Source organism: Protofrankia sp. Cas4, from assembly GCF_963555915.1.
GTDB lineage: Bacteria > Actinomycetota > Actinomycetes > Frankiales > Frankiaceae > Protofrankia.
Map to the genome: position 1 here is coordinate 18,209 of NZ_CAUVXL010000014.1, position 22,246 is coordinate 40,454.

Sequence of the window (22,246 nt, forward strand, 5' to 3'; positions counted from 1 at the left end):
AGCTGGACTGCAGGCTGCGAACCGGACATCCATTTAACGGAGTGTAGGAGCGTCCCGTCCCCGACCCGGCCTGGTTGCGACCGGACGATGACGATCGTGCGGTGACGATCGCGCGGTGACGATAGGGCGGAAAGTGGCCATATACTGACGTCGAGTGCACGTCGCGCACACCTGGTGGGGGGACTGTGGTGAGGCGAACTCGTGGGGAACGGTTGACCCGCCGGCGGCTGCCATCGCGAGTCGCGGCGTCCCGGGCACGCGGTTCCGTGGCGGTGTCGCTGGCTCTTCTGCTCGCCGGCGGATCAGCCGTCCTCGTGCTGGGGCAGAGCGCGGGTTCGGCGGTGCTGCGGCTGGATGATGTCGGCGCATGGCTGGCCAGCGGTGCCCGGGGAATCGTCTCGCATATCAACGGGCCGTCCGGACGGGCGGACGCCAGCGTGACCATCAACGGCACGAAGGGACATCACCTCACCGTCGCGCAGGACGGATCCAGCGTGCTGGTCACCGACACCGACACCGGGCGGGTCAGCCGGATCGACCCGGCCGGGCTGGCCGTAACCGGGCAGCAGAATTTCGGGGCTGGCGTGACTGTTGTCGCGGGCGCGGGCCAGGCGTATGTCATCGACAAGCCCGCCGGACGGGTCAGCCGGATCGACCCGACAACGTTGGATGTGCTGGGCGCGCCGGTCGCATTCGGTTCCCCGATCGACAGCGCCGGGATGACCGCCGACGGCACACTCTGGGTGATGCTGCCTGTACAGGGGCAGCTGGTTCCGGTCCGTCAGGGCATCGCGGGGGTGACCGTCCCCGTTGGCCGGCCAGGTGACCAACTGTCGTTGACGATCGCGGACGGGGTGCCGGTCGCGGTCGACGCAACCGCTCCGGCGCTGGTACCCGTGCGCGACGGCCACCCAGCACCGGAACTGCGGTTGCCTCCTCCCGCCGGTTCGGGACGTTCGCTGCTGGCGGCACCGGCCGTCGACGGCCAGCTGCTACCGATCATCGTCAACACAACGAGCACGATGCTGCTCGCGGACCTCGCCGCGGGCACGGTACGGACGGTCGAGCTCGGCTCCCAGGATCCGTCCGGACAGCTCGGCGCGCCGGTCGTGGCCGGCGGCCGGGTGTACGTGCCCGACAGTGGCAAGGGACGGCTGCTGGTCTACGCGACCGGCCCGGGCCGGTTCGAAGCGCCGATCACTGTTACGTCCGGGGCAGCGGAGCTCACCGTGTTCGTCCGAAACGGGACCGTCTGGGCGAACGATCAGAGCGGCTCCCATGCGGTCATGGTCAGACCGGACGGTTCCACCCAGCAGGTCGAGAAGTACACCCCCGACGTCGCCGGGAGCGCGTCCACTACCCCGCCCCGGGCGCTGCCCAGGCAGGTGGTTGTACCGCCGAGCCAGGCCCCCCGCAACCAGCCACCGATCGCCGTCCCACCCCAGCGGGACACCCCCCGGGTACCGGTGACGGGACCATCGCCCAGCCCGAGCCGTCCCGACATCCAACCGACGGTCGACCCGACAGCGCCGTCACCGACTGCCACAGCCTCCCCAACACCGACACCGACACCGACCCCCACGCCGTCCCCGACACCGACTCCCCCACCCGGGAAGCCGGCCGTGTCCGTAGCGCTGGTGGGCAACGGCCCAAAGACCACCGCAACGGTGACCGCGGCCGCCACCGGCGGGCTGACCAGCACGGTCACCCTCACCGTGACACCCCTTAACGCCGGGGAGACCGTCACGTCCACCGGGCCGACCAGCTACGCCGCGACGCTCACCACCTGCGGCCCGCGCACCTATACAGCGACCGCCACCGGCCCCGGCGGGCAGAACACGTCCACCGTTTCATTCGGCAAATGCCCACCCCCCGGCGGAATTCATCTGGACCAAAGCAATTACATGGCGTCACTAGAAAATCCTGATGGCACCAGAGTCATACAGCTGAATTGGGATCCACCCGTTTCCGTACAGGGCGAAACCGTGACGGATTATGTAATCAGCTATTATAACTATTCCGGCAATCTCGTCGCGAGGCATGTCACCACTCAGACCAGTGACACCTTCAATGCATTCCCTACCTGTGATAAACAAAACCCGCGTGATGAGCGCCAGCCAACGTGGACAGTGGTGGCTCGCAACTCCAGCGGTTCCGGGCCGTCCGACAACATAGGTATTGAAGACGACTGCCGCTACGGCGGCCCTTGACGATCAAGATGGAGGTGGGGTGGCGCCGCGGATGCAGCGGTAGTCGGACCAGGCGTAGGAGCTGACGGCGAGCACGGCGCCGACTCGGAAGCAGTAGCCCCGCGCGGGGTCGAGATCAGGAATCTCGGTCACGGCCGCACCGGGGGGCAACGGCTGCACCGGTACCTGGGGTGAGCCCGCGGGAGCCGCCGTCTGCACCACCAGATTGGCGGGCCGCGACCCGTTTCGCCACCTCAGCGTGACAACCGTGCCCATGTCGGTGGCATCTGTAATGTTCGGACGGGCGGCCTGAAGATCCTCAGAGGGAGCAGGCACTGGCGTGGACGCCAGCGTGGGGGATGCAGCCCCCGCCAAGGCCGACGGAGACGGCGTCGGGTTGGACCGCTGCGGGGCACGAATGGCCATCACTACGAGTATCACAATGATCGCACTGGCGGCCGCCCCGGTCATCAGCAGAATCCGCCGCCGCTTCGACGCACGGGTCTCGTCCGACGGCTCTGCGGCAGGCTTCGGAGGTGCCGGGCGACGCGGCCGGACCGCGGTGGGCTCCTGCATTGGATCGCTCTCGGGGCGGTCACCATCGGGGTCGATGACGGGGCCTGCTGGCGAATGGTCCGCCGGTGCGGCTTGGGATCGCGGCCGGTCCCGGTCCTCGGGCGTAGCGGTGGCATCCGCTGGCGTGCCAACCGGTTCCGGTGGTATGCGCGGGACGGTGTGGCCGAGGCGTTCATACAGCTGGCGGAGGTCGGCTGCGAAGGCGTCGGCGGTGGGCGGGCGCTGCGCCGGGTCGCGCGCGAGCGCCGTCCGCAGCAGGTTCTCCACGGATTCGGGCACGTCACCACGGGGCAGCGCGGGAACGTCCTGGGTCAGTGCCCGTAGCACGATGCTGGCAGGGTTGTCGCCCCGGCGGTAACCGAACGGCGGCGACCCCGCCAACATGGTGAACAAGGTAGCGCCCAGCGCGTAGACGTCGGTTGCGACCGACGGTTCCTCCCCCTGCAGGATTTCCGGGGCGGTATAGGACGGCGTGAAGGCCTCCTGGCTCGTTGAGCCTTCCATACCCGTCAAGCTGGCGATACCGAAATCGCTGAGGACTGGTTCATCGGTGTCACTGAGCAGAATGTTGCCGGGTTTGACATCCCGGTGGATGATTCCGGCACCGTGCGCGGCGTGCATTGCCCCGGCGATTTTCGCGCCGATGAGAAGGGTTTCGTGTACCGGTATCGGCCCGGCCTGCTGGAGCCGGTCGGAAACCGAGCCGCGGGCCAGATACTGCATGGCGATGAACGGACGCCGCTCCCGGGTCGAGCCGGTCTGAAAAATCGTGATGATGTGCGGATGGCCGGTGAGACGCCCGGTTGCCCGGCATTCTCTGGTGAACCGTCGTTCCGCGGCGGAGTCCCGAAGATCGGCATTGATCACCTTGATGGCGACAGTGCGGTCCAGACCGACCTGATAGGCGGAGTAGACGGTACTGAACCCGCCCTGCGCGATCGCCGTGAAAGACTCGTAACCGGGGATCATCGATGTCTCCCGCCTCGGACGACCCGGCTGGGCGCGAGCCGTCCCATCATCCGCCGCTGTGCCGGCACCGCCCGCCGCAGCCGGGTACGTAGCTGCTTCTCGTGGAACCATGCCGTGTCCGCCTCGGCGGTGGCGATGCCGTCCGCGGCGAAGAGAGCTGTGGTGGCGAGGTTCGCGAGCGTCAGCAGCGACGCCCGGCCGCTGTCCCCGATCGCGGCTGGCGCGAGCCTGACCGTCTCGACCGGGGTCGACGCGGCCGGGATGGCTGTGCCTGCGCCCGCCAGCACGTCGACCGCGCTGTGCCAGGCGCCGACCACCCGCTCGCGGGAGGTGCGCGCCGACCGTCGCCGCCGGCGGCGCGCCACCGGAGCCCCCACGGCGACCGCCAGGTAGCCGACGACGACAACGATCACGACACCGCCGGAGGCCAAACCCGCATACACCGACAGCGGAGTGTGACGATCAGGTGGCGGGGCCGGGGGCAGCGGTGTCGGCTTCTGCGCGGGCACGGCTGCCGCGGCACCGACCCGCTGCTCCCGGTCGGTGGACTCCCCCTGCGCCGACGACGCGACCTTGCCACCGCTGCTCTGCCCCTGCTTGGGCGTCGGGTAGAACGCCAGCCAGCCCACACCCGCGAAATCGATCTCCGGCCAGACCAGCACGTCGCCGGTGTGCACGTCCAATGTGTCGGTAGCCGTGCTCGCCGGCCCACCGGGCAGGGTGAACCCGACCACGACCCGGCTGGGCAGGCCCAGTGTCCGGGCGGCGACCGCGAACACCGTCGCGAACTGCTCGGACGTGCCGGTCCCGCTGTTCTTGGTCAGGAAGTAGCTCAGGTGTCCGTAGGTGTGGCCGGCGGGCGCGGTCCGGTCGTAGGTGAAGTTGGTGCGCAGGTACTGCTCCAGCGCATATGCCTGCTGGAACGGGGTACCCGCCCCGGTGGACGCCTCCCGGGCCGCGTCGCGCACCAGGTCAGGCAAGCCCGGCGGCAGGTAACGAGCCGCGTCGGCGTCGGCTCCGGTGGCCGGCCGCAGGGAGGCGAGTACCGCCTGGTCCGGGATGGCCTGCGGCGCCGACGTCACCGTGTACCGGCGGCCGGGATGCAGCGGGACGGTACTGAGCAGGGCGCCGCTGCCGACATCGACAGCCAGACCCGTCCCGTCGAGCCGGACCGGACGGTCCATGGTCGGCAGCAGGACGCCGTCCAGACCGTCGATCTCCACGTCCTGCCGTATCTCCCCGGTACGCGCCGGCTCCCCGGACACCGCCGGAATCCGGCGTCCGGCCGGGGAGAAACGGGCTGAAGACGTCCAGGTCTGGCCGTCGAAACGGTCGAGTACAGCCAGCTGGATGTTCGCCGACACCGAGGCCGAGGCCGACGCGGGCGCGGGCGGTGACGTACGCACGGTGAACAGCCGCTGGCCTGGACTGCCGAGCCAGGCCGCGACCTCATCCAATGGACTGACCGTGGCCCTCGGGTACAGCGACACCGCGCGTTCGGCACGCACGTCGTACGGGCCGCGGCCGTGCACCGGAGGCAGGAGGGGACCGACGAGTGCGGCGGCCGCGGCGACGAGCACCGCCACCGACAGCCCGATCACCGCCCGACCCGGAAACGATCCCGACACCGGCGCTGATCCTGGCCTGGCGCGGCTGCCACCGCGACTGCCGGCGCGACTGCCAGCGCGACTGCCAGCGGTTGTCGACGGCCGCGCTTCGGCGTGGCGGTACAACGCGAGCAGTCCGGCGGCCACCACCAGACCGGCCGCGACAGGGAGGTTCGAGCCCGGTCCGGGCACGGTCAGTGTCACTCCGACCGCGAAGACCACGACCGCCGGGACGATCGGCAGCAGCGTCGTCCGCGTCCTGGCCACCAGTTCCGCACCGGCACCGGCCGCCAGCCACGTCAGCGCTTGGGGCACCACCAGCAGATCCGGGGAGTCCGGCGCCGGCAGCGTCACCTCCAGCAGTCGGGCCCAGCCGTTGAGCAGTCCGTCGCCGACGGCGGGCAGCACAGCGGGCACGTCCGGCGAACCGTGCCGGAACAGGGTGAGCGCCACCACGGCCAGCCACAGCCCGGCCCATGCCAGCACGGACAGCAGTAACGGCACCCGGCGACGGCGGGCCACACCTGCGAACGCCGCCACCGCGAGCACGGGTACGACCGCGGCCACCGCGACCGGGCCGGCGAGCGCGCCCACGGCGAACGCCCGATGGAATGCTCCGCCGGCAAGCCCGGCCGCCAGCGTGACCGCGACGAAGCTCCCGACCCGGGGCAGCGACGCCGTCGTCTGCGTAGGCACCGTCGCCGTCACCGCAGGCACCGTCGCCGTCACCGCATCCTCCCGGCGGATGTCGCCGGCCACACCGACACCAACGCGGCGGCGTCGGCGACGTCCAGAACACGCAGTCGTCCGCTACCCGCCGTAACCGACGCCCTGGCAGGGCCGGCCGCACCGGACCCGGCCGCACCGGACCCGCCGCTGGATTCGATTCCGGTACCGCCGACCCGGACCACGATTACGTGCTCGAACCGGCTGACGGCCGGGGCGACCGCCGCCGCCTGCCCGACGTCGACTCCGCCGGTGACCAGGGTCAGTGTGCCGACTCCGCCGCGGCCGAGCCCCCGGACGGCCGCCGTCAGCGCGTCATCCGGGTATGCCGCGACACCGAGACCGGCACCGGAACCGAGACCGGAACCGGCCGCGTCGAGAGTGCCGGCGTCGCGTTCCACCCGGGCGAGCGCGTCCAGGACGACCTGGTCGTCACCGCGCCCGCCCCGGCCCGCCACCCGAACATCCCCTGTGGTCCGTAACCGGACCGGAAACCGGCGCCGGGCCGAGGCGAACAGCACGGACGCGGCGACATCCACCGCGGCGTCGAACGCGCCGTCACCGGCCGCACCGGACGGATAGGCGTACGCCCGGGTGTCCAGCAGAACGGTCGTGACCGGCTCGCTCGGATCGACATGCCGGCGCACCAGCAACGTCCCCGCCCGGGCGCTGGACCGCCAGTGCACATGCCGGGGATCGTCACCGGGCACGTATTCCCGCAGCGCGTGGAAGGTCACGCCACCTTCGGTCCGGCTGTCCACGGACAGTCCGTCGGGGCTGCTGGACCGGGCGGACGCCAGCGGCGTCAGCGGATGCACCACCGGGTGGACGTGGACCACAGCCGCTTCCCCGACCTGCTGCGAGCGTGCCAGCAGGCCGAACGGGTCGGACCTGCGGACGTGCACCGGGCCGACCCGCAGCACTCCCCGACGCGCGGTCGGCAGCGGCACCGCGATCGTGCGCCGCGTCGATCCACCCAGCGAACGCAGGGGGGTTTCGGTCGCGGTCTCACCGTGCGGCAGGATGATCTGCAGGACCCCGCTCCGCCGGTCGGCGATATTCCTGATCGTCACACTCGCCATCGCCGCCTCGCCACGACGGACCCGGGCCGGAAGAACCTCGATCTCCGCACCCAGCCGCGGACGGTAAGCGACCGCGACCGCCGCCGCCAGCAACGCGGCGACACACCCCACCGCCAGCACCGACAGTTCGGCGAACCGCAGCACACCCGAGATCACCGCCAGCACGACCGCCGCGCCGGCCACCCCCCACCCGGTCGGGGTGACGATGCCAAGCGCCGCGCCCGGGTGGCGCCGGGCAGGTGCCACGGCCGGTTACACCCCGGCCAGCGACCGGGGTACCGACACGGACCCGAGCACCTCACCGACCGCGTCCTCGCCGGTGAAGCCGCGCAGTTCCGCGTCGGCCGCCACCAGCATCCGGTGCGCGAGCACGGGCACGGCAAGCGCCTTGACGTCGTCCGGGGTGACGAAATCCCGTCCAGCCGCGGCCGCCCGGACCTGGGACGCGCGCAGCAGAGCGATGCTGCCGCGCGGGCTGGCGCCCAGCCGTAGCCGCGGCATCGTCCGGGTTGCCGCGACCACGTCGACGACATATTCGTGCACGGTGTCCGCGACATGGGTGCGCGCACCCTGCGCGACCAGCGCCAATACCTCGTCGGTGGACAGCACCGGGCGCAGATCCTCCACCCGGATGCCCGACTGACGGTTACGTAGAATCGCCACCTCGGACTCACGGTCGGGGTAGCCCATCCGAACCCGCATCAGGAAACGGTCCAGCTGCGCCTCTGGCAGCGCATAGGTGCCGTCCATGTCGACCGGGTTCTGGGTCGCCACGACGAAGAAGGGTCGCGGCACCGCATGGGGCTGGCCGTCGACCGTGACCCGCCCCTCTTCCATGACCTCCAGCAACGCCGACTGTGTCTTGGGTGACGCCCGGTTCACCTCATCGGCCACCACCACATGGGCGAACACCGGCCCGGGATGAAACCCGAACTGAGCGGTCCCCTGGTGGTAGACGGTCACCCCGGTGACATCGGACGGCAGCAGATCCGGGGTGAACTGGATGCGGTGACAGGACGCCTCCAACGACGCCGCGATGCAGCGGGCCAACGAGGTCTTGCCCAGCCCCGGAACATCCTCGATGAGCAGATGCCCGCCGGCGAACAGGCAGGTCAGCGCCAGCGAAACCGCCTCGGTCTTGCCCCGCACCACCAGCTCGACGTTGTCGACGACAGCCTGAAACGCCGCCGCGAAATCGGACGGATCACCACTGCCGGTTGGCATCGTGGACACCATGCTCTCCTGTCAGACAGTTCCAGGTTTGGCCCCCCGTGAGCGCTGCGGCGCTATACCGTCTCAGCGCCAGCACGATAGCGCGACAGCTACTTCGGCATGGTGCCGCATCTCGGGTGATGAGATCCTGAAGCCCGACCCACTGCTACCCGAGGGGACGGTATGGATCTTTTCGTCGGCCGGGAAGCCGAGTTGACAGAGGCGTTACGCCTGCTCTTCACCCGGGGCGAAGGGTCGGTGATCGACCTTGTCGGTGTTCACGGCCTGGGTAAGTCCATGCTGATCCGACAGCTGGTCAGTCGGGTTGAAGGCGCCAACCGGGTATACATCTTCAACGAGGACATGTCCGCGTTCCGGCGGGAAGGATTCCGGGACGCCTACGGCCCCCGCGCCTCTGCCCCCGTCCTGTGGGAGACATTCGCGCGAACACGAGAGCTGATGCTTCGGGTGACCGATCGTACCCGAGCTCGGGAGTTCGCTGGTTTCCGCCAGCTGTGCGAGCGTGAGGCCCGGCTGCTCGGCGGTGCACCGAAGACCGAAACGGGTGTGCGCGACACCCCCGAGAGCGACGACCAGGAAACGGTGAAGGCTCGGATCCGCCAGTCGCAGTCGGCCATTGACGACGCTTTCGTCAGCGGCTGGGCGGAATGGAGCCGGCGTCGGCACATCCTGATCACCATGGATTCGTTCGAACGTATCGTCGACGACGAGATGGGTCACTGGCTGGCGCGTATGGCGCTGCGCCTGACCAACACTCTGGTCGTCATCGCCCGGGTGCCCTCACCGCACACGTTCTCGACCGGATCGGATCGCTGGTACGTCCGGGCGCTGCCCTATCTGTCTCGCGACGAAGTCGTCCTCTACCTCGACCAGACCTTTGACGGTGCACTGCGGCCAGGTGTCGCCGATGTCGTCCACGATTTCACGGCGGGACATCCCGGTGGCCTGTCGCTGGCGGCGAAGCTGGTCAGCGAGACGGGTCCGGACAAACTGGAGGCGTCGGACCTGCGGCGAACTCTTCAGCGGCTACCGGACGATCCGTGGGAGAAATGGGCCGGCCTCGTCCGACTGATCATCGACGCCGTCCGGGACACCCGGCTGTCGAAGGCCGTCCATGCCTGCGCTGTGGTGAACACCTTCGACGAGCCGCTACTCGCCGAACTGCTGGCAGAAGGCGACGACGGGTATCCCGATGTGGGAACCGTCATTCAGACGCTCAAAGGATACGGCATCGCCGAACAGCTGGTCGCGGTCGCCGACGAACCGTCCGACCGTTTCCGCCTGCACGAGTTCATCCGGCTTTCCCTGAGCCGCGAACTGCGGACAATGCACCCCCGCATCTGGCAGGACCTGCACCAGCAGGCCGCCCAACATTACTTCCGCCTCGTGTCGGAATGGGAGGACGAAACCACCGGCACCTACAGCTCCTGGTATCGCTACGAACACCCCCGCTGGCAGGCCTACAAGCGGGAGTGGTTGTTCCACGCCCGGCGGGTGTCCCGGAACCGCACGATCACCCGGGCACGTTTCGCGCTGGTGTTCCTGGAAGCCTACTGGTGGTGGGGGTGCTACTGCCCGTTCGACTACAACCGGCGGCTGCTGGAGGACTGGGAACGTACCTGGCACCAGGAGGACTCGCTCGCCGGGAACGTCGGCTCCGTCGCGACCGCAACCCAGCGTAATCCGGACGATCAGTTGGGCGAAGCGCTGGGCTTTGTGCTGGACCATTATCCGCCCGGGTACCTCAAGACCGACGCTCCCTGGAACGACATCCGTAACCGGCTTCTCCTCGTCCAACGTCTTTGCGGGCTGGGCCGTGGCGCGCGTGTTGACGCCACTGCGGAAGAAGAACGGGAGCTGCTGCGAGTCAATGGCCTGATCAGGATATTTCTCGCGCACACCAGGCGATTCCGTGACCCGGCGGACCTGGCCGCGAACCGTTACTACAAAGAGGCGCTGGCTGTTTTTGAGGAACTCACGGACGACTGGAACGTCGCCTGGCTGCTCTTCGAAACCGCGGACCTCGCGCTGGAACGGGAGGCTCTGGAGGAGGCGGTCACCCGTATCACCGCCGCGGCGCAACGCCTGAAACGGCTCGCCGCGCAAACAGATGACTGGGACGAGGAGTTGATCGCGAACCTCTTCCGTGTGCGGGCGGATGTGTACTGGGCATCAGGGAAGACCGACGAGGCATTCGCCGACTACCATCGTGCTGTCGTCCACGCCTATCGGTTCATGGGTGTCCCGCACCCTCCGGACAATTACAACCTCGTTTTCTACGAGGAGATGACAACCCGGACGGTGAGTCGCCTGTGCGAGATCTTCAATCACTCCGGTGTCGATGAGGCAAAGCGACGGGCCGAGCTGACCGGCAGTCAGCTTTCGGGTGGTGAGCGAACCGGCACAGATGATGTCCACCGAATGTTCGACCGTTCGGACATACGCGCCCTACGCGTCTGGTTGTTCCCGCGCGGGCCGGAACCCGCCGAGTTGAGGTCAGCGGACTCCGCCTTCATGGACGAATGGAGCGTCTTCGACGAGGACGAGCCACCGTCGGACGCCGATGTGGAGTCCCTTGCCTCCGGATAGCGGCTGCGTCACGGCGCCGACGAACCGGCTGGGGCGGGCAGTCCGAGCCGGGTCGCGAGCCACGACGCCTGCCAGCGGCGTTCATCGAGGTAGGGGTCATCGAGGTGGGCTGCGTCGCCGAGGATGGCGCTGCGCTGGTTGGCGGCGCGTGCCGCGATGTAGGCGAGTGCCGCGGGAGGGTCGACGTCGAGCGACTCAAGCGCGTCGATCACGTATGCCGACAACAGGTTGGCCGTGGAACCGGGATCCTGGACAGCTGCCTCGATGCCCGCGCGAGCATGCTCGTCGAGCGAGTCACCCTTTCCCTTCTGGCCGATTCCGTTCTGGCCAAAAGCTGCCGCCGCGGCCTCGATGCTCTCGGCAAGCGCGGCCAGGCCGGCGTCGCGCAGTTCGGCCGCCGCATGGTAGGCGACCCGGCAGACGCAGGCGACACTGAATTCCCGGGCAGCCGCCCGCGTCCATTGCTCGACCCGCGTGCCGAGCCGACCGCGTCTGGCCACGACCTTGTTCTCGTGGATGACGAGCGGGCCGTCGAGGTCTATCCGCCAGAGTTCCTCGGTGAGCCAGTAGGGCAGGTCCTCGACCCGGCAGGCGTGGATACCGTCCCTGCACGGCACCACATCTCCGGCTCCGGCATTGACCTCGGCGTCAACCCAGGTTCCCGGCACCGTTCCCCAGTCATAGCCGGTGAACGGGCCCGTCCCCGCCGGACGGAGGAACTTGTAGTAGCTCATCGTCACGTATCACGAACCCGTTCGACCACTGCGGCCAGCCTGTCCGCCAGCCCCGCGGGAACCACCACGGTGGCCGCCGCCGTCAACGCCGCCAACGATCGTCGCACCCGGTCACTGTAGGCAAGACACGGCGGGCAGAAAAGCAGGTGCTGTTCGAACGCATTCTGATCACTGTCGGTCAGCTCTGCGTCGTACCAGGCGCCCACCAGATCGAAGATGACCTCACAGCTGACGTCCCTCGCCCTCATCGGCGCTCAGCCCCGGAATCGACGGCCCTGCACTCTTCATCGAGGTAAGCGACGTAGGCCTCCCGGGCGCTGTCGAGAAGTCTGCCCTGGTCATCGGGTTCCGTACCCGTGATGGGAGCGGCCTCGGTCGCCGACAGCTTTGCCGCGTCCCGGAGGATGAGCAGCGTCCGCTGGTTCAGCGCAAGGCGACGCACCGCATGACGCACCTGTTCGGCTGTGGGCACCCAACCGGCTGGCCAGGACGACACGTCAACGTTCCACCATCCCGCCCAGCGGTCATCCGGCGGCAGAAAGAAGCCCGCTCGCGATGGCTCTGGCTCTGGCGATGGCTCTGACTCTGGCGATCTCGCGGTGGCACTGTCGGTCGTGGCGGCGGCGTCATCGAGTTGGCCGTCCTCCCGCATCAGTCTGAGGACCGCGCCGAGCAGGGCGACCCGAACCGGTGGATCCGGGTCGGCCACCACCACGGCAACGGTGTCGAGCCAGGCGCGTTCGACCACCGCGACCACCGCGACGGCTTCGGGACACGCACCGACCGCCTCCGCGAGCAGCACCGCAAGCGCGTGGTCGGTGTTCATCAGCGTGTCGACGGCCGCGCCATCCCCCCTGGCGAGTGCGGTTCGCAGTGCTCCGGTCACCTGCTGACCTCGATGAACCTCGGTATCTCCGCCACACGATCAAGCGGCCACAACGGGAGCCTGCCGTCATCGCCCCGCTGGCAGAACTGCCGTAGCACCTGGTAGTCAGGGTCGGCGGTGAGCACCTCGCTCCCCTCGCACAGCTCGAAGTACTCGTCGAGGAAGACGCTCACGATCTTTGCCGACACGGTCTGCGCGGTCTCGCCGAGACAGATCAGCAGCATGTCGAAGACCCGTGGCACGTCAGGCCGCAGGGACGGCTGAAAGAACGGCATGGGGACAAGCGTGGAGCCCGTCCGGTGGTACAGCCTGAGCCGCGCGTCGGGGTCGCCGTAGACATTCGGCTGGTGAAAACGCGGATCCTCGATCTCGGCGATCACCAGAGACGGCCCGATGGCTGCCCGCCATCGGGGGATGACGTCGGTGAGCAGGGTCTGACCGATGCCCCGGCCACGCGCCTCGGGCCGCACCGCGATATAGCTGAGCAGGAGTACCCCTGATCGGGGATAGATCTCGCCCAGCATTCCCCCCAGCGGGGTCTCGCCATCGAAGACCAGCGCGCCGGGACCCAGATCGCCGGCAGCGGCCTCACGCAGCTCGTCCCAGGTAATGAGTTCATCCGGTGGGAAGGCCGGTGTCAGCACCTCTGCGTAGAAGGCCTCCAGCGCTGGCTCGCTGACCTCGGACAATTTCATGATCTTCAAACCGTTCTGGACACGAGCGCCGATCCACTGGGTCTCCCCTGGCCTGACCACCCCCTCATCTTCACCTGTTCGTCAGCACCTGACCAGCACCCGGCCGATCCAGCAGCCGCTTGATCGGCATCCATCGGATCAACGTGCACCGGACGAACGTCCACCGCGGTCCACCGCTTATACCCGTCGCATACGGCGTGCACCTGCCCAGGTACGGCGGAGTAATCTGGCCGGTGTCAATGGGAAAGGACGTGGCTGGGAATGCCGAAGGCTACAGTCAGCATGGCTGTCCGAGTGCCGGACGCTCAGCTCGTGAGCGCCTATGACATGTGGTACGAGTTCGTGAAAGACGCGTGGGATGACGGCCACGGCCGTGGCCACGATGACGTTGAGATCTCCGTCGTCGCGCTGGAGTTGTATCCATCGGGGATGCCCGCCCGGCCCGTCGCCCGTCGCCTGGCCACGCCCGACGGGAATGCGCTGGTGTTCCGGCCGGAGTGGTTCAGCAGGTATGACCCCGAGCAGTCCGAACATGGCAAGATCATCCTTAGCGGGCCCCGGCGTGAGGTCTTCGATTTTTCCTTCGACTACCGCTTCCGCCCGCCGCGGGCGACGCTGGTAGTCGATTTACCGGACGAACGGATGTCCCGTACGATTCTCGACGTGATCGGCGATTCGACTTCGGTGGTACCACGTGCGCGCCAGCCCGAGGCGGCTGACGAAGGATGGGCGGGCGACACGACACAGCCGACGATTTTCATTGGACACGGCGGGCCGAACGAGATGTGGCGCATACTCAAGGACTACCTGGCCGAGTTCGGTTACCGGGTGGTGACCTTCGAGAGCGAATTCCGTTACGGCCGCTCGGCAGCAGACGTCGTATGGGAGATGCTTCAACAGGTGGACTTCGCGTTACTCGTCCACACCGCTGATGACGAGACGAAGCTCGGCACCGTCCGGTCGCGCCAGAACGTGGTACACGAGACCGGGCTGTTCCAGGGCAGGCTGGGCTTTGAAAAAGCGATCATCGTTCGGGAAGAAGGCGTTGAGGAATTTTCCAACCTCGCCGGAATTCAGGAGATCAGATTTCCCAGCGGGAGTATAGGGGCAGCCTTCGGCGAGGTTCACCGCGCCCTGCGCGGCGTTTTTCCCGCCCGCTGACCCGCCCGCTGACCCGCCCCCCGTACAGCCGCCGCCCGGCCGGGCCTGCAGAACCGGACTACCGACCGCGGTTCAATCACAGGCCAGGTGTCAGGCGATGGCGCCACGGGGAGCGATCCAGACGTGTGGCTGCCCGGTCGTGGCGGCAATGTGTTCGAAGTCTGCGTCGTAATGCAGGATTACCGCGCCGTGGTGTTCGGCCACGGCGGCGGTAATCAGGTCGATGACTCCGGCGGCGCGGTGGTGGCCTCGGGCGGCCATCCGGATCTGGACATCACGCGCCCGGTCGGCGATGACCTCGCTGACCGGTAACGTCACGTAGAGGGTTCGGCGGCGCTCGGCGATCGTGCGGACGTCGGTAAGATCACGACCGGAGTAGCCGGCTTCCAGGTCGACCGTCACGCAGGTGGCCGCGGCCCGATCCGCGATGAGCCCGGCGATGACATTGCGGATGGCCAGATGACCGACCCGCGCGTGCGCCGAGGTGTCGATCAGATAGAGCTGGCCGGGACCGACCGGGACGGTCACCGACGAGCCTGGCGCATGATCTCCTGATCGGCGATGTCCGGACCGACGCCGAGGGCGTACGGGTCATCAAGCAACTGTTCGATACGACGGCGACGATTGGCCACGAACTCGAGCGCGGCGTTGACGGTGTCCTTCTTCGTCGTGGTGCCCAGCTCCTTGGCCGCCAACGCCAGCGCCTCGTCGTCAAGATCGATCATCGTCTTCATATATCCGATCATACAGCCCGAGCAATATGATCAACAATACGAAAACAGTATGTGATTCCCGGTCAGCCTGCGATGCGGCGCAGCACGTTGCGATCGGTGTGCTCGACCACGCCATCCCACCGGGCATGTGTGATCAACGTCTTCTCGCTGTAGGCGAAGACACCGTCGGCCTGCACCGTCACCGTGACCTCAAAGCCGGTCGTGCGGGCGGCCTTCGCCAGGTAGAGGTTGGACAGAATGCCGTAGGTCTCCGACTCCACCTCCGCCCGCATGGTGAAGCTGGTCGCATCCGGCGCCGCGGTGCCGCCGGCCAGCACACTCTGGCCGCGGGGCACGGTGAAGCACCGCATCACCTGGCCGGCAACGGCATCCCACAGCCAGTAGCCGAGCTCGGTGTGGAACGGGTTCTCCTCGCCGATGCGCCACGCGGCGGTGCGGTAGTCCAGGCCGTACAGCACCTGTGGGCCGTTCTCCACCGGGCCGAACGGCTTGAGCGACATGCGCTCGCGGAACGGTGTCTCGACGATGCGGCCCTCGGCGTTCGAGAAGGCCACGTCCAGACCCTCGTCGCCCTCCCACTCCCCGGCCAGCGCCGCCAACGGCCCGAACTCGGTGGCCTGCACGCTCTCCACTCGGAACCCCTCTTCACCCGGCTCGAACCTCCCGGACCGTCACAGTCCGACAGCCAGGACGTTACCGGTCGACTCCGGTAATGCGGGCGGATCCGGCAGATTTCGGCCCGTGAGACTGGCGGCATCCGAGTAGATGGTCCCGGAACTTCGTGGGTGCGGGTCCGGCCTGAACGGCCAGAAGCTCCGACTAATTACAGAAAGTAATCATCATCGGCAAAGGTGGGTGGCGCTGCCTGCGGGGCCAGGAAGTGGAAGTTGGGCGGCGGGCCGACTGTGCGTTCCAGAGTCCTGATGACCTCGCGAGGGTTATCGTGCGGGCCCGAAATGAAAAACGGCTTACCGTCCTTACCGAAGGTGATGGCTGACGGTCCTTCCCACGTACCGAGGTGGTCGGCTGCCTGGGTGAAGTCGGCGTGGGGTTCGAAACCGAGGCCGCGGGCGTACTCGACGGCGCCGAACACAATGTGCCGAGCGAGCTCGATCGGCGCGTCCTGCCATCCGTGCGGGTAGGTGGAGAAGTAGTCCGGCAGGAACCGCCGCAGATCCAGTTCGTTCTTGATGTCGGGGCCACGGACGTTCTTGACGCCCAGGCAGTAGGCGTCAACCAGGTAGCCGCACACCGATACCTTGTCCCAACGGTGCCTGCGGGCGACCAGCACACTGACCAACCCGCCTATGCCATCCTCCGACGCTGCTTCATCTTCGTCCACCCAGCCGCGTGACTGGTCAACAGCGAGTCCCAGACTCCAGCCCACGTTGATCCAGCAACCAGCGACTTCCGGCTCACCCGCTACGGCGTCCCGCTCCGCGGCGACGACTCGTACCAGGGAGGCGACGACCGAGGGCGGCACGCCAAGGGCGCGGGCGATCGCCTTCGGAGGCTTCCCCTCACTGCGCAATCGACGGACCTGATCGAGTAGCTCTACGTCGCCCATGGGAGCGGTATTTTATCAAAGCCGCCTCGGCTGGCTCGAACTCCAACAGTTCGCGAGCCCTTTGGATGTGGAGAGGCGCGGTGTCCTCGCGAGATTCGGTCACCGTTCGTAGGAGTCCGTGATCGCAGGCCGGCGACCGGCACGGCTGCCGTGGGAACACCGGCGAACAGAACACGCGGATCATCGGCACCGTCGTGCGGCTACACAGAGAACAACGGACCGGAGCCGGCCAGGTCACGATCTCCAGGTACAGCGAAGCCGACCCCGCCGACATACGACGCATTCGGATGGAGTTGGCCGCCGAGGACTACGACCGGGCACTGCGAGCGCACAGCCGCCAGCTGCCGGCTACGCGGCTTCTTGCTGGGTGAGGTATGCGTGGAAGGTCTGCACGCTATCGTGGCCCTGTTCAGCGGGCGGGACGGCGCTGAGCACGTTGTGGCCTAGGTCGGCGATGGGGCGGATGTGCTGCTCTCGGGGCAGGCTTGTCATGACGGCGTGAGCGTGCTCGACGCCGGGCAGGATGTCCCCTGCGCGCACCAAGCACAAAGCCCGTTGCAACTCGATCACCACCGGGCCACGCGGGAAGGTGGCCGGGTAAAGCGCAAGGGCCGCCGCGTTCGCTTGGTCAGCGCGGGCATAGTCGCCCAGGTTGGCATAGACATAGCTCTCGGTAAAGCGCACCGCGCGCTCGGACCAGCCGAACAACGATTCCGTGTCTCCGGTTGTATCGACGGGCAGGGCGTCGAAGTTGTCCCGCACTTCGCGCAAGGCGGCTTCGGCCGATGTGGCCTGGCCCGCGCGGGCCAAGGTCTGGGCCTTGCCTGCCAGCAGGCCAGGTAGGGCGGCAGGGGGCGTATGGAGGCCGGCGCGGATGGTTTCAGCTTCTGCCACCAGGTCGAGGATGACCGGCACAGCCCGCGGCTCGTGCAGGGCCTGCTGAACTTCTCGTCCGCGTATCCACAGGCGGGTCTGCACGTCACCGGACTCGTCGGCGGCCTGTTTGGCAGTCCGCCACCATCGGCGGGAGGACCGGATGTCGCCGAGGTTGGCGACGGTGTGCGCGGTCACGGCGGCAAGGAGCGCCGCGACCTTACGCAGCTCGCGGCTGGCGGTGTCCGAGTGTGGACCTTGCACGGTGTTGCCTAGTGCCACGAGATCAACCTGAAGGCTGCCTAGCAGCTCGCCCGGCGCGACGGTCATGTAGCTGACGCTGTGCTCCCAGGCGATCTCTTGCCATTCGCTGACGTCGGCGGCAGAGGGGTCAGCAACCAGAGAACGATGCATGTTGTGACGGGAAAGCTCCAAACCGGCACCCGGAATCAGCAGGCCGGTACCGGCGAGGAAGATCCGCCTGTCGATCGCCACGATCACCACATCCCCGGTACTCGCAATGACCTGGCATGGCCCACCCGGTAGGGTCAGGCTACCCGCACCGACGTTGCCGCTAGGCGGATCAACGGGCGCTGGCGACGAACGCCGGACAACCGAGTCGGTAACGCTCGGTAGCCATTGGTTGGCCGATGCGGAGGCCGCGTTGGCGGCGTGCGCTCCGAGCTGGCCCAGGGCCAGGCGGCCGAGCAGCGCCCGTGCTTCCGTCTGGGAGACGGCGCGCTGTCCTTCGACTCGGGCCTCGCGAGCGGCCTGGGCGGCATGGGCTTCCATCTGACGCTGGTCACGTCGGGCGGCCTCAACCTCCTCGTATCCCCGAACCAGTACCCCGCCGGCACCGAGCACAGCGTCGGCGCGCTGCCAGAGGTCCTTGGTCGTGTGCTGATAGCCGATCTCGACGTTTGCCAGGGTGCTGCGACTAACGTAGATCAGCGGAGCGAGGCTGTGCTGTGTGTGCCCGGCCTGCTTCCGCAATGCGGCGAGTTCCGCGCCGAGGGCCGCACGCGCGGCCAGTACGGCGTCCGAGTCCGGCACGATCGCGGCGTCCTTCCGTGACGGGTTACAGGTGGTGTCAGCCGATTGTCGCAGCGCACCCGCGCCCCGTGTCGACAGGGCGACGGATCGGACACGCTGTCGTCAAACGCCCGACCGAGAGCCGATTCACGTCACGACCAATGCTCGGCGACAAGTGCGATCAGTCGGATGCAGAAGGGTGATGAAAGGGGTGTGAGGTGCTGCGTGACACGTACGTGATGTTTGATGGCACGTCGGACATGGCCGGGGTGGCGCGACTGCTCGGTCTTGTCGGCGACGGACGGTTACGGATGGCCGGGCGGTCGGAGGACGGGCAGTCGGCTTTCGCCGCCTACACCAGCGACGGACGGCGCGCAGGTCCGGGCGCGACCGCGGAACTGCTGCGTGCGCAGGTCGGGGTTCCGACGTGGACGGTGGTCCGCACCGTCGCCGATCACGGACTGGCCGGTCAGGGTCTCTTCGCCCTGCCGGCGACCGAAGCCGTCGGGCTGCTGGTCATCGCGGCGGCGGACCGGGAGGCAGTGCTGCGCGCAGCCTCGTGCCTGCATGGAATCGCCGGATGGGTGGCCGACGACGGTGACCCGCACGTCGCGTTGATCGAGGTCGGTGGCAGCGGACCCCACGAGGTGAACACCGCCATGTACGCGGTGGGAGGGTTGCCCGGAGTGCGCACACTGACTCGGTACCTGACGTCATGGCACCGGATGACCTGGTCGCACCTGCCCGTGAGGGCCATCCCACCGCAGTCGCGCCGCACGCCGTAAACAGCGACCGGGACACCAGAGGTTAGCAAGGATGGACACCTCAGGTGGGGAAGCCGGCCCAGGGTACAGGGAGACAACCAGTGAGCTGTCTGACCCCACTCGACGGAATAGGAAAGCCGGGATTACTAGTCGCACGCAAGGCCGGCGGTGGGATTTTACCTCCGGCTTTCCAGGACCGCACCGCGCACCTGCTGAGATTGACACGACGATGGCGCGCTCTGCCCGGGTCTATAACTACAGTGATAACGCCTCGGGACTGACGACCTGCGCCTGTGGGTCCTCCTCGTAAGGGGTTCCGGTGTTTCCCTCCCATCGTCCCAATGTCGCGTTCGCAGGGTTGACCGCGGCCGGCAAGACGACGCATGCGCGCCGGCTCGCCGCCGACCTGGGCTATGACTATGTGTCGGCGACGGATGTGATGCTGGCGATTCTCGGGATCGACACTCCCAGCGACGGAGTGTGGTTCGAGCGATTCGACGAAATCCAGGCTGCACGACGGGGGGATGCGGCGGACGCCGAGCTGGATCGGCATTTGGTGGCGTTGGCCGCGACACGGCAAGGGACTGTGTTCGACACGTGGGCGTTGGCGTGGTTGAGCCCGAGTCCGATGGTGCGCATATGGATCGAGTCCGATCTGGAGTCCCGAGCACGCAAGTGCCTGGTGTCGCAGGAACGTACGCGCCTGTCGCTGCGTGACTGCCGTGAGCTGGTGCGGGCCAAGGACCACGACACCCGAGACAGGTTCGTCCGTCGTCACGGTTTCGATTTGTTCACCGATCGCGCCCGCTACGACCTCATCGTATGTAACTCCCATCTGATTCCAGCAGCGGACCGGGAGTGCGCCGATGCCGGCATTGCCATATTCACGCCGGTCGTCCGCGAAGCGGTGACCGGCGTCCTGCAGAGTCGGCCGCACGCGGAGTTGGCCCGCATCGCCGCGCGGTACCCGGCCGAGATCCTGCGGATAGGCCCTCGTCGGTTGGCGGCGGGTGCCGAACAGGAAACGGCCCCAGATTCTGAGTCGCGGTGAGGCCGCCTCGCTCTCTGATCAGCCGGCCGAGAAGGTCGGCCGTTCCACCTGCCCATCTGGCTCAACCGGAGGTAGCCAACCGTGCGCGTAGTCCTGCTCTACCCCGAGGTGTACGACATGGCCCGTTTCGCTGAACAGCGCAAGGAGTTTCCCCCGTTCGGGGTCCTTTATTTGGCAGCCGTGATGGAGGACGCCGGGCACGACGTGGCCGTCCGCAAGGTGACCCCCCATGAACCGGACCTGGACCTGAGCGGGTTTGAGGCCGTCGGGTTCAGCCTGGCCTCATCCGCCACCTACGGCATCCTGCGTCAGGCCCGCCGTGCGAGCCGGATAGACTCGGACGCGCTGGTGATGGTAGGTGGGGTCCACGCCAATTTCTATCCCGAGGAGTCCCTGGTCGACTTCGACGCGGACGTGATGTGTGAAGGAGAGTCCGAACACACCATCCTCGAGGTCCTCGACCGGGCGGTGACCTCCCGGGCATTTGGCGGCATCACCGGCACGCTATGGACCAATGGCGAGCAGGTCCACCGAGAACCGCCCCGCCGACTCATCGGGGACATCGACTGCCTGCCGCTGCCGGCCCGACACCTGCTACCGACCGAAGATTTCCTGCTCTCGGATCGGCTCGCCGGCCGCGACCTGCGGATGGCGCACGTGATGTTCTCGCGGGGCTGCCCGTTCCCCTGTTCGTTCTGCGCTGCCGGGCAGACCAGAATCCAGTACCGCAGCGGCGTCAGTGCCCACACCGAGCTGGTCCACCTGATCGAGCGTTACGGGGTCGAGGGTTTCGCGATCGTCGACGACAACTTCATCGTCAACAAGCGCAAGGTCAGCGATATCTGCGAACAGATCACCGACCTCGGCTTGTCCTGGTCGGCGCTGTCCCGCGTCGACACGATCGACCTCCCGCTGCTGAAGACGATGGCGGCAGCCGGCTGCATCGAGATCAAGTACGGGGTGGAGTCCGGCAGCGAGGCACTGCTGAAGGCCATGCGGAAGAACACTACCCGCGCGCAGATCAAACGGGCGTTCGCTGCCACCGCAGACGCGGGGATCGAGGCGAAGGCGTTCATCATCCACGGGTTCCCCGGCGAGAACACCGAGACCACCGCCGAGACGATGAGCCTGCTGCAGGAGCTTGGAACCTCCCTGAGTCGGGTGTCACTGTTCCGGTTCGTTCCACTGCCGGGCACCCAGGTCTACGCCGATCCCGACCGGCACAACCTCCACGGCGCACACACCCAGCCTGACTGGGACGGGGACTGGTCGAAGTTCCACATCCACCACAACGACCGGCACTGGTGGGGCACCCCCGAACAGTGGCAGGACACCGAGGACTCCTACCGGCGGCTCCGCGACTTCGTCGAAACGCACTGGAACCGGCAGGGATGATCTGACCCGGACGTGTCCACGCACGGGCGGGTGGTGGCCCGCTGATAGATTCCCGCCGGTGAGCGCCGTTGCACCCCGGACCAGCGGGGCCGTCACACTGACGCACTCTCAGGCCCATCAGCTATGGAACTGGACGCTGTCCCGTCACGGCCTGCACCCCGAGCGCCGGTTGTCGTCCGTCGCCGAGATCGCGGGCGCCGGGCTGGGAATCCACGCCGCGCGCCTACCCAGCCCATTCGCCACGGTGCTGGCTCGTGCCGCCAGCCCCGACGTCGCGCTCGCCCTGCTCACCCGCCAGCAAGGACTCACCACGCTGCGGTGCATGCGCAAGACCTTGCACCTGCTGCCCGTGGACCTGGCCGGCGTCGCACACGCCGCCACCG

General features: G+C 67.7%; 20 protein-coding genes. 7 read left to right on the plus strand and 13 right to left on the minus strand.

The window, feature by feature from the left end:
• The first annotated feature begins 188 nt into the window (after window positions 1–188).
• Window positions 189–2,210 carry a hypothetical protein gene (locus tag U9979_RS01435; protein ID WP_322777940.1) on the plus strand — a complete coding sequence of 674 codons (2,022 nt, stop codon included), beginning with the start codon at window positions 189–191 and terminating at the stop codon, window positions 2,208–2,210.
• 3 nt (window positions 2,211–2,213) lie between these two features.
• On the opposite strand, the gene U9979_RS01440 is transcribed toward U9979_RS01435, so the two are convergent.
• From U9979_RS01440 to U9979_RS01455, 4 genes are read right to left on the minus strand one after another with little or no spacing between them, the layout of a single operon-like run.
• On the minus strand, window positions 2,214–3,734 hold the full coding sequence (locus U9979_RS01440) for a protein kinase domain-containing protein (protein WP_322777941.1): 1,521 nt from the start codon (window positions 3,732–3,734) through the stop codon (window positions 2,214–2,216).
• On the minus strand, window positions 3,731–6,070 hold the full coding sequence (locus tag U9979_RS01445; protein WP_322777942.1) for a transglutaminaseTgpA domain-containing protein: 2,340 nt from the start codon (window positions 6,068–6,070) through the stop codon (window positions 3,731–3,733). Before U9979_RS01445 ends, U9979_RS01440 begins: the two co-directional genes overlap by 4 nt.
• Window positions 6,067–7,395 carry a DUF58 domain-containing protein gene (locus tag U9979_RS01450; RefSeq protein ID WP_322777943.1) on the minus strand — a complete coding sequence of 443 codons (1,329 nt, stop codon included), beginning with the start codon at window positions 7,393–7,395 and terminating at the stop codon, window positions 6,067–6,069. Before U9979_RS01450 ends, U9979_RS01445 begins: the two co-directional genes overlap by 4 nt.
• Before the next feature lie 6 nt (window positions 7,396–7,401).
• Window positions 7,402–8,373 carry a MoxR family ATPase gene (locus tag U9979_RS01455; protein WP_322777977.1) on the minus strand — a complete coding sequence of 324 codons (972 nt, stop codon included), beginning with the start codon at window positions 8,371–8,373 and terminating at the stop codon, window positions 7,402–7,404.
• 171 nt (window positions 8,374–8,544) lie between these two features.
• On the opposite strand from U9979_RS01455, the gene U9979_RS01460 reads away from it, so the two are divergent.
• A complete protein-coding gene (locus U9979_RS01460) occupies window positions 8,545–10,971 on the plus strand; it encodes a hypothetical protein (protein WP_322777944.1) in 2,427 nt (808 codons plus the stop codon).
• A gap of 8 nt (window positions 10,972–10,979) precedes the next feature.
• On the opposite strand, the gene U9979_RS01465 is transcribed toward U9979_RS01460, so the two are convergent.
• The 4 genes from U9979_RS01465 to U9979_RS01480 are packed head-to-tail and all read right to left on the minus strand — an operon-like array spanning window position 10,980 to window position 13,346.
• Window positions 10,980–11,705 (minus strand): hypothetical protein, encoded by a 726-nt coding sequence (locus tag U9979_RS01465; protein WP_322777945.1) that lies wholly within the window; start codon window positions 11,703–11,705, stop codon window positions 10,980–10,982.
• A 2-nt stretch (window positions 11,706–11,707) separates the two neighbouring features.
• Entirely contained in the window at window positions 11,708–11,953 is a 246-nt protein-coding gene (locus U9979_RS01470; protein WP_322777946.1) for a zf-HC2 domain-containing protein, read from the minus strand.
• Complete coding sequence (locus U9979_RS01475; RefSeq protein WP_322777947.1) at window positions 11,950–12,591, minus strand: hypothetical protein; 642 nt, start codon at window positions 12,589–12,591, stop codon at window positions 11,950–11,952. The genes U9979_RS01470 and U9979_RS01475 overlap by 4 nt, the downstream gene beginning before the upstream one ends.
• Window positions 12,588–13,346, minus strand: a complete 759-nt coding sequence (locus U9979_RS01480; protein WP_322777948.1) for a GNAT family N-acetyltransferase — start codon at window positions 13,344–13,346, stop codon at window positions 12,588–12,590. The genes U9979_RS01475 and U9979_RS01480 overlap by 4 nt, the downstream gene beginning before the upstream one ends.
• Before the next feature lie 222 nt (window positions 13,347–13,568).
• Here U9979_RS01480 and U9979_RS01485 point away from each other — a divergent pair, with 222 nt between their 5' ends.
• Entirely contained in the window at window positions 13,569–14,447 is an 879-nt protein-coding gene (locus U9979_RS01485) for a nucleotide-binding protein (RefSeq protein WP_322777949.1), read from the plus strand.
• Window positions 14,448–14,537: 90 nt separating this feature from the next.
• On the opposite strand, the gene U9979_RS01490 is transcribed toward U9979_RS01485, so the two are convergent.
• The 5 genes from U9979_RS01490 to U9979_RS01510 all read right to left on the minus strand — a co-directional run bounded on the left by U9979_RS01490 (window position 14,538) and on the right by U9979_RS01510 (window position 18,674).
• Window positions 14,538–14,975, minus strand: coding sequence for a PIN domain-containing protein (locus tag U9979_RS01490; protein ID WP_322756302.1), 438 nt, complete (start codon window positions 14,973–14,975; stop codon window positions 14,538–14,540).
• Entirely contained in the window at window positions 14,972–15,181 is a 210-nt protein-coding gene (locus U9979_RS01495; RefSeq protein ID WP_322750334.1) for a type II toxin-antitoxin system VapB family antitoxin, read from the minus strand. Before U9979_RS01495 ends, U9979_RS01490 begins: the two co-directional genes overlap by 4 nt.
• Window positions 15,182–15,243: 62 nt before the next feature.
• The gene (locus tag U9979_RS01500; protein ID WP_322777950.1) at window positions 15,244–15,813 is read right to left on the minus strand and encodes a heme-binding beta-barrel domain-containing protein; all 570 of its coding nucleotides are present in this window, start codon (window positions 15,811–15,813) and stop codon (window positions 15,244–15,246) included.
• A 191-nt stretch (window positions 15,814–16,004) separates the two neighbouring features.
• The gene (locus U9979_RS01505; protein WP_322777951.1) at window positions 16,005–16,748 is read right to left on the minus strand and encodes a helix-turn-helix domain-containing protein; all 744 of its coding nucleotides are present in this window, start codon (window positions 16,746–16,748) and stop codon (window positions 16,005–16,007) included.
• 348 nt (window positions 16,749–17,096) lie between these two features.
• Window positions 17,097–18,674 (minus strand): helix-turn-helix transcriptional regulator, encoded by a 1,578-nt coding sequence (locus U9979_RS01510; RefSeq protein WP_322777952.1) that lies wholly within the window; start codon window positions 18,672–18,674, stop codon window positions 17,097–17,099.
• A gap of 197 nt (window positions 18,675–18,871) precedes the next feature.
• Between U9979_RS01510 and U9979_RS01515 the strand changes: the two genes are divergently transcribed.
• The 4 genes from U9979_RS01515 to U9979_RS01530 form a co-directional block, all read left to right on the plus strand.
• Window positions 18,872–19,438, plus strand: coding sequence for a hypothetical protein (locus U9979_RS01515; protein ID WP_322777953.1), 567 nt, complete (start codon window positions 18,872–18,874; stop codon window positions 19,436–19,438).
• Window positions 19,439–19,736: 298 nt separating this feature from the next.
• Window positions 19,737–20,468: an AAA family ATPase gene (locus U9979_RS01520; protein WP_322777954.1), complete on the plus strand. Its 732-nt coding sequence runs from the start codon at window positions 19,737–19,739 to the stop codon at window positions 20,466–20,468.
• Window positions 20,469–20,549: 81 nt separating this feature from the next.
• Window positions 20,550–21,863: a B12-binding domain-containing radical SAM protein gene (locus tag U9979_RS01525; RefSeq protein ID WP_322777955.1), complete on the plus strand. Its 1,314-nt coding sequence runs from the start codon at window positions 20,550–20,552 to the stop codon at window positions 21,861–21,863.
• 58 nt (window positions 21,864–21,921) lie between these two features.
• On the plus strand, window positions 21,922–22,246 hold a 325-nt coding region (locus tag U9979_RS01530; protein WP_322777956.1), incomplete at its 3' end, for a hypothetical protein.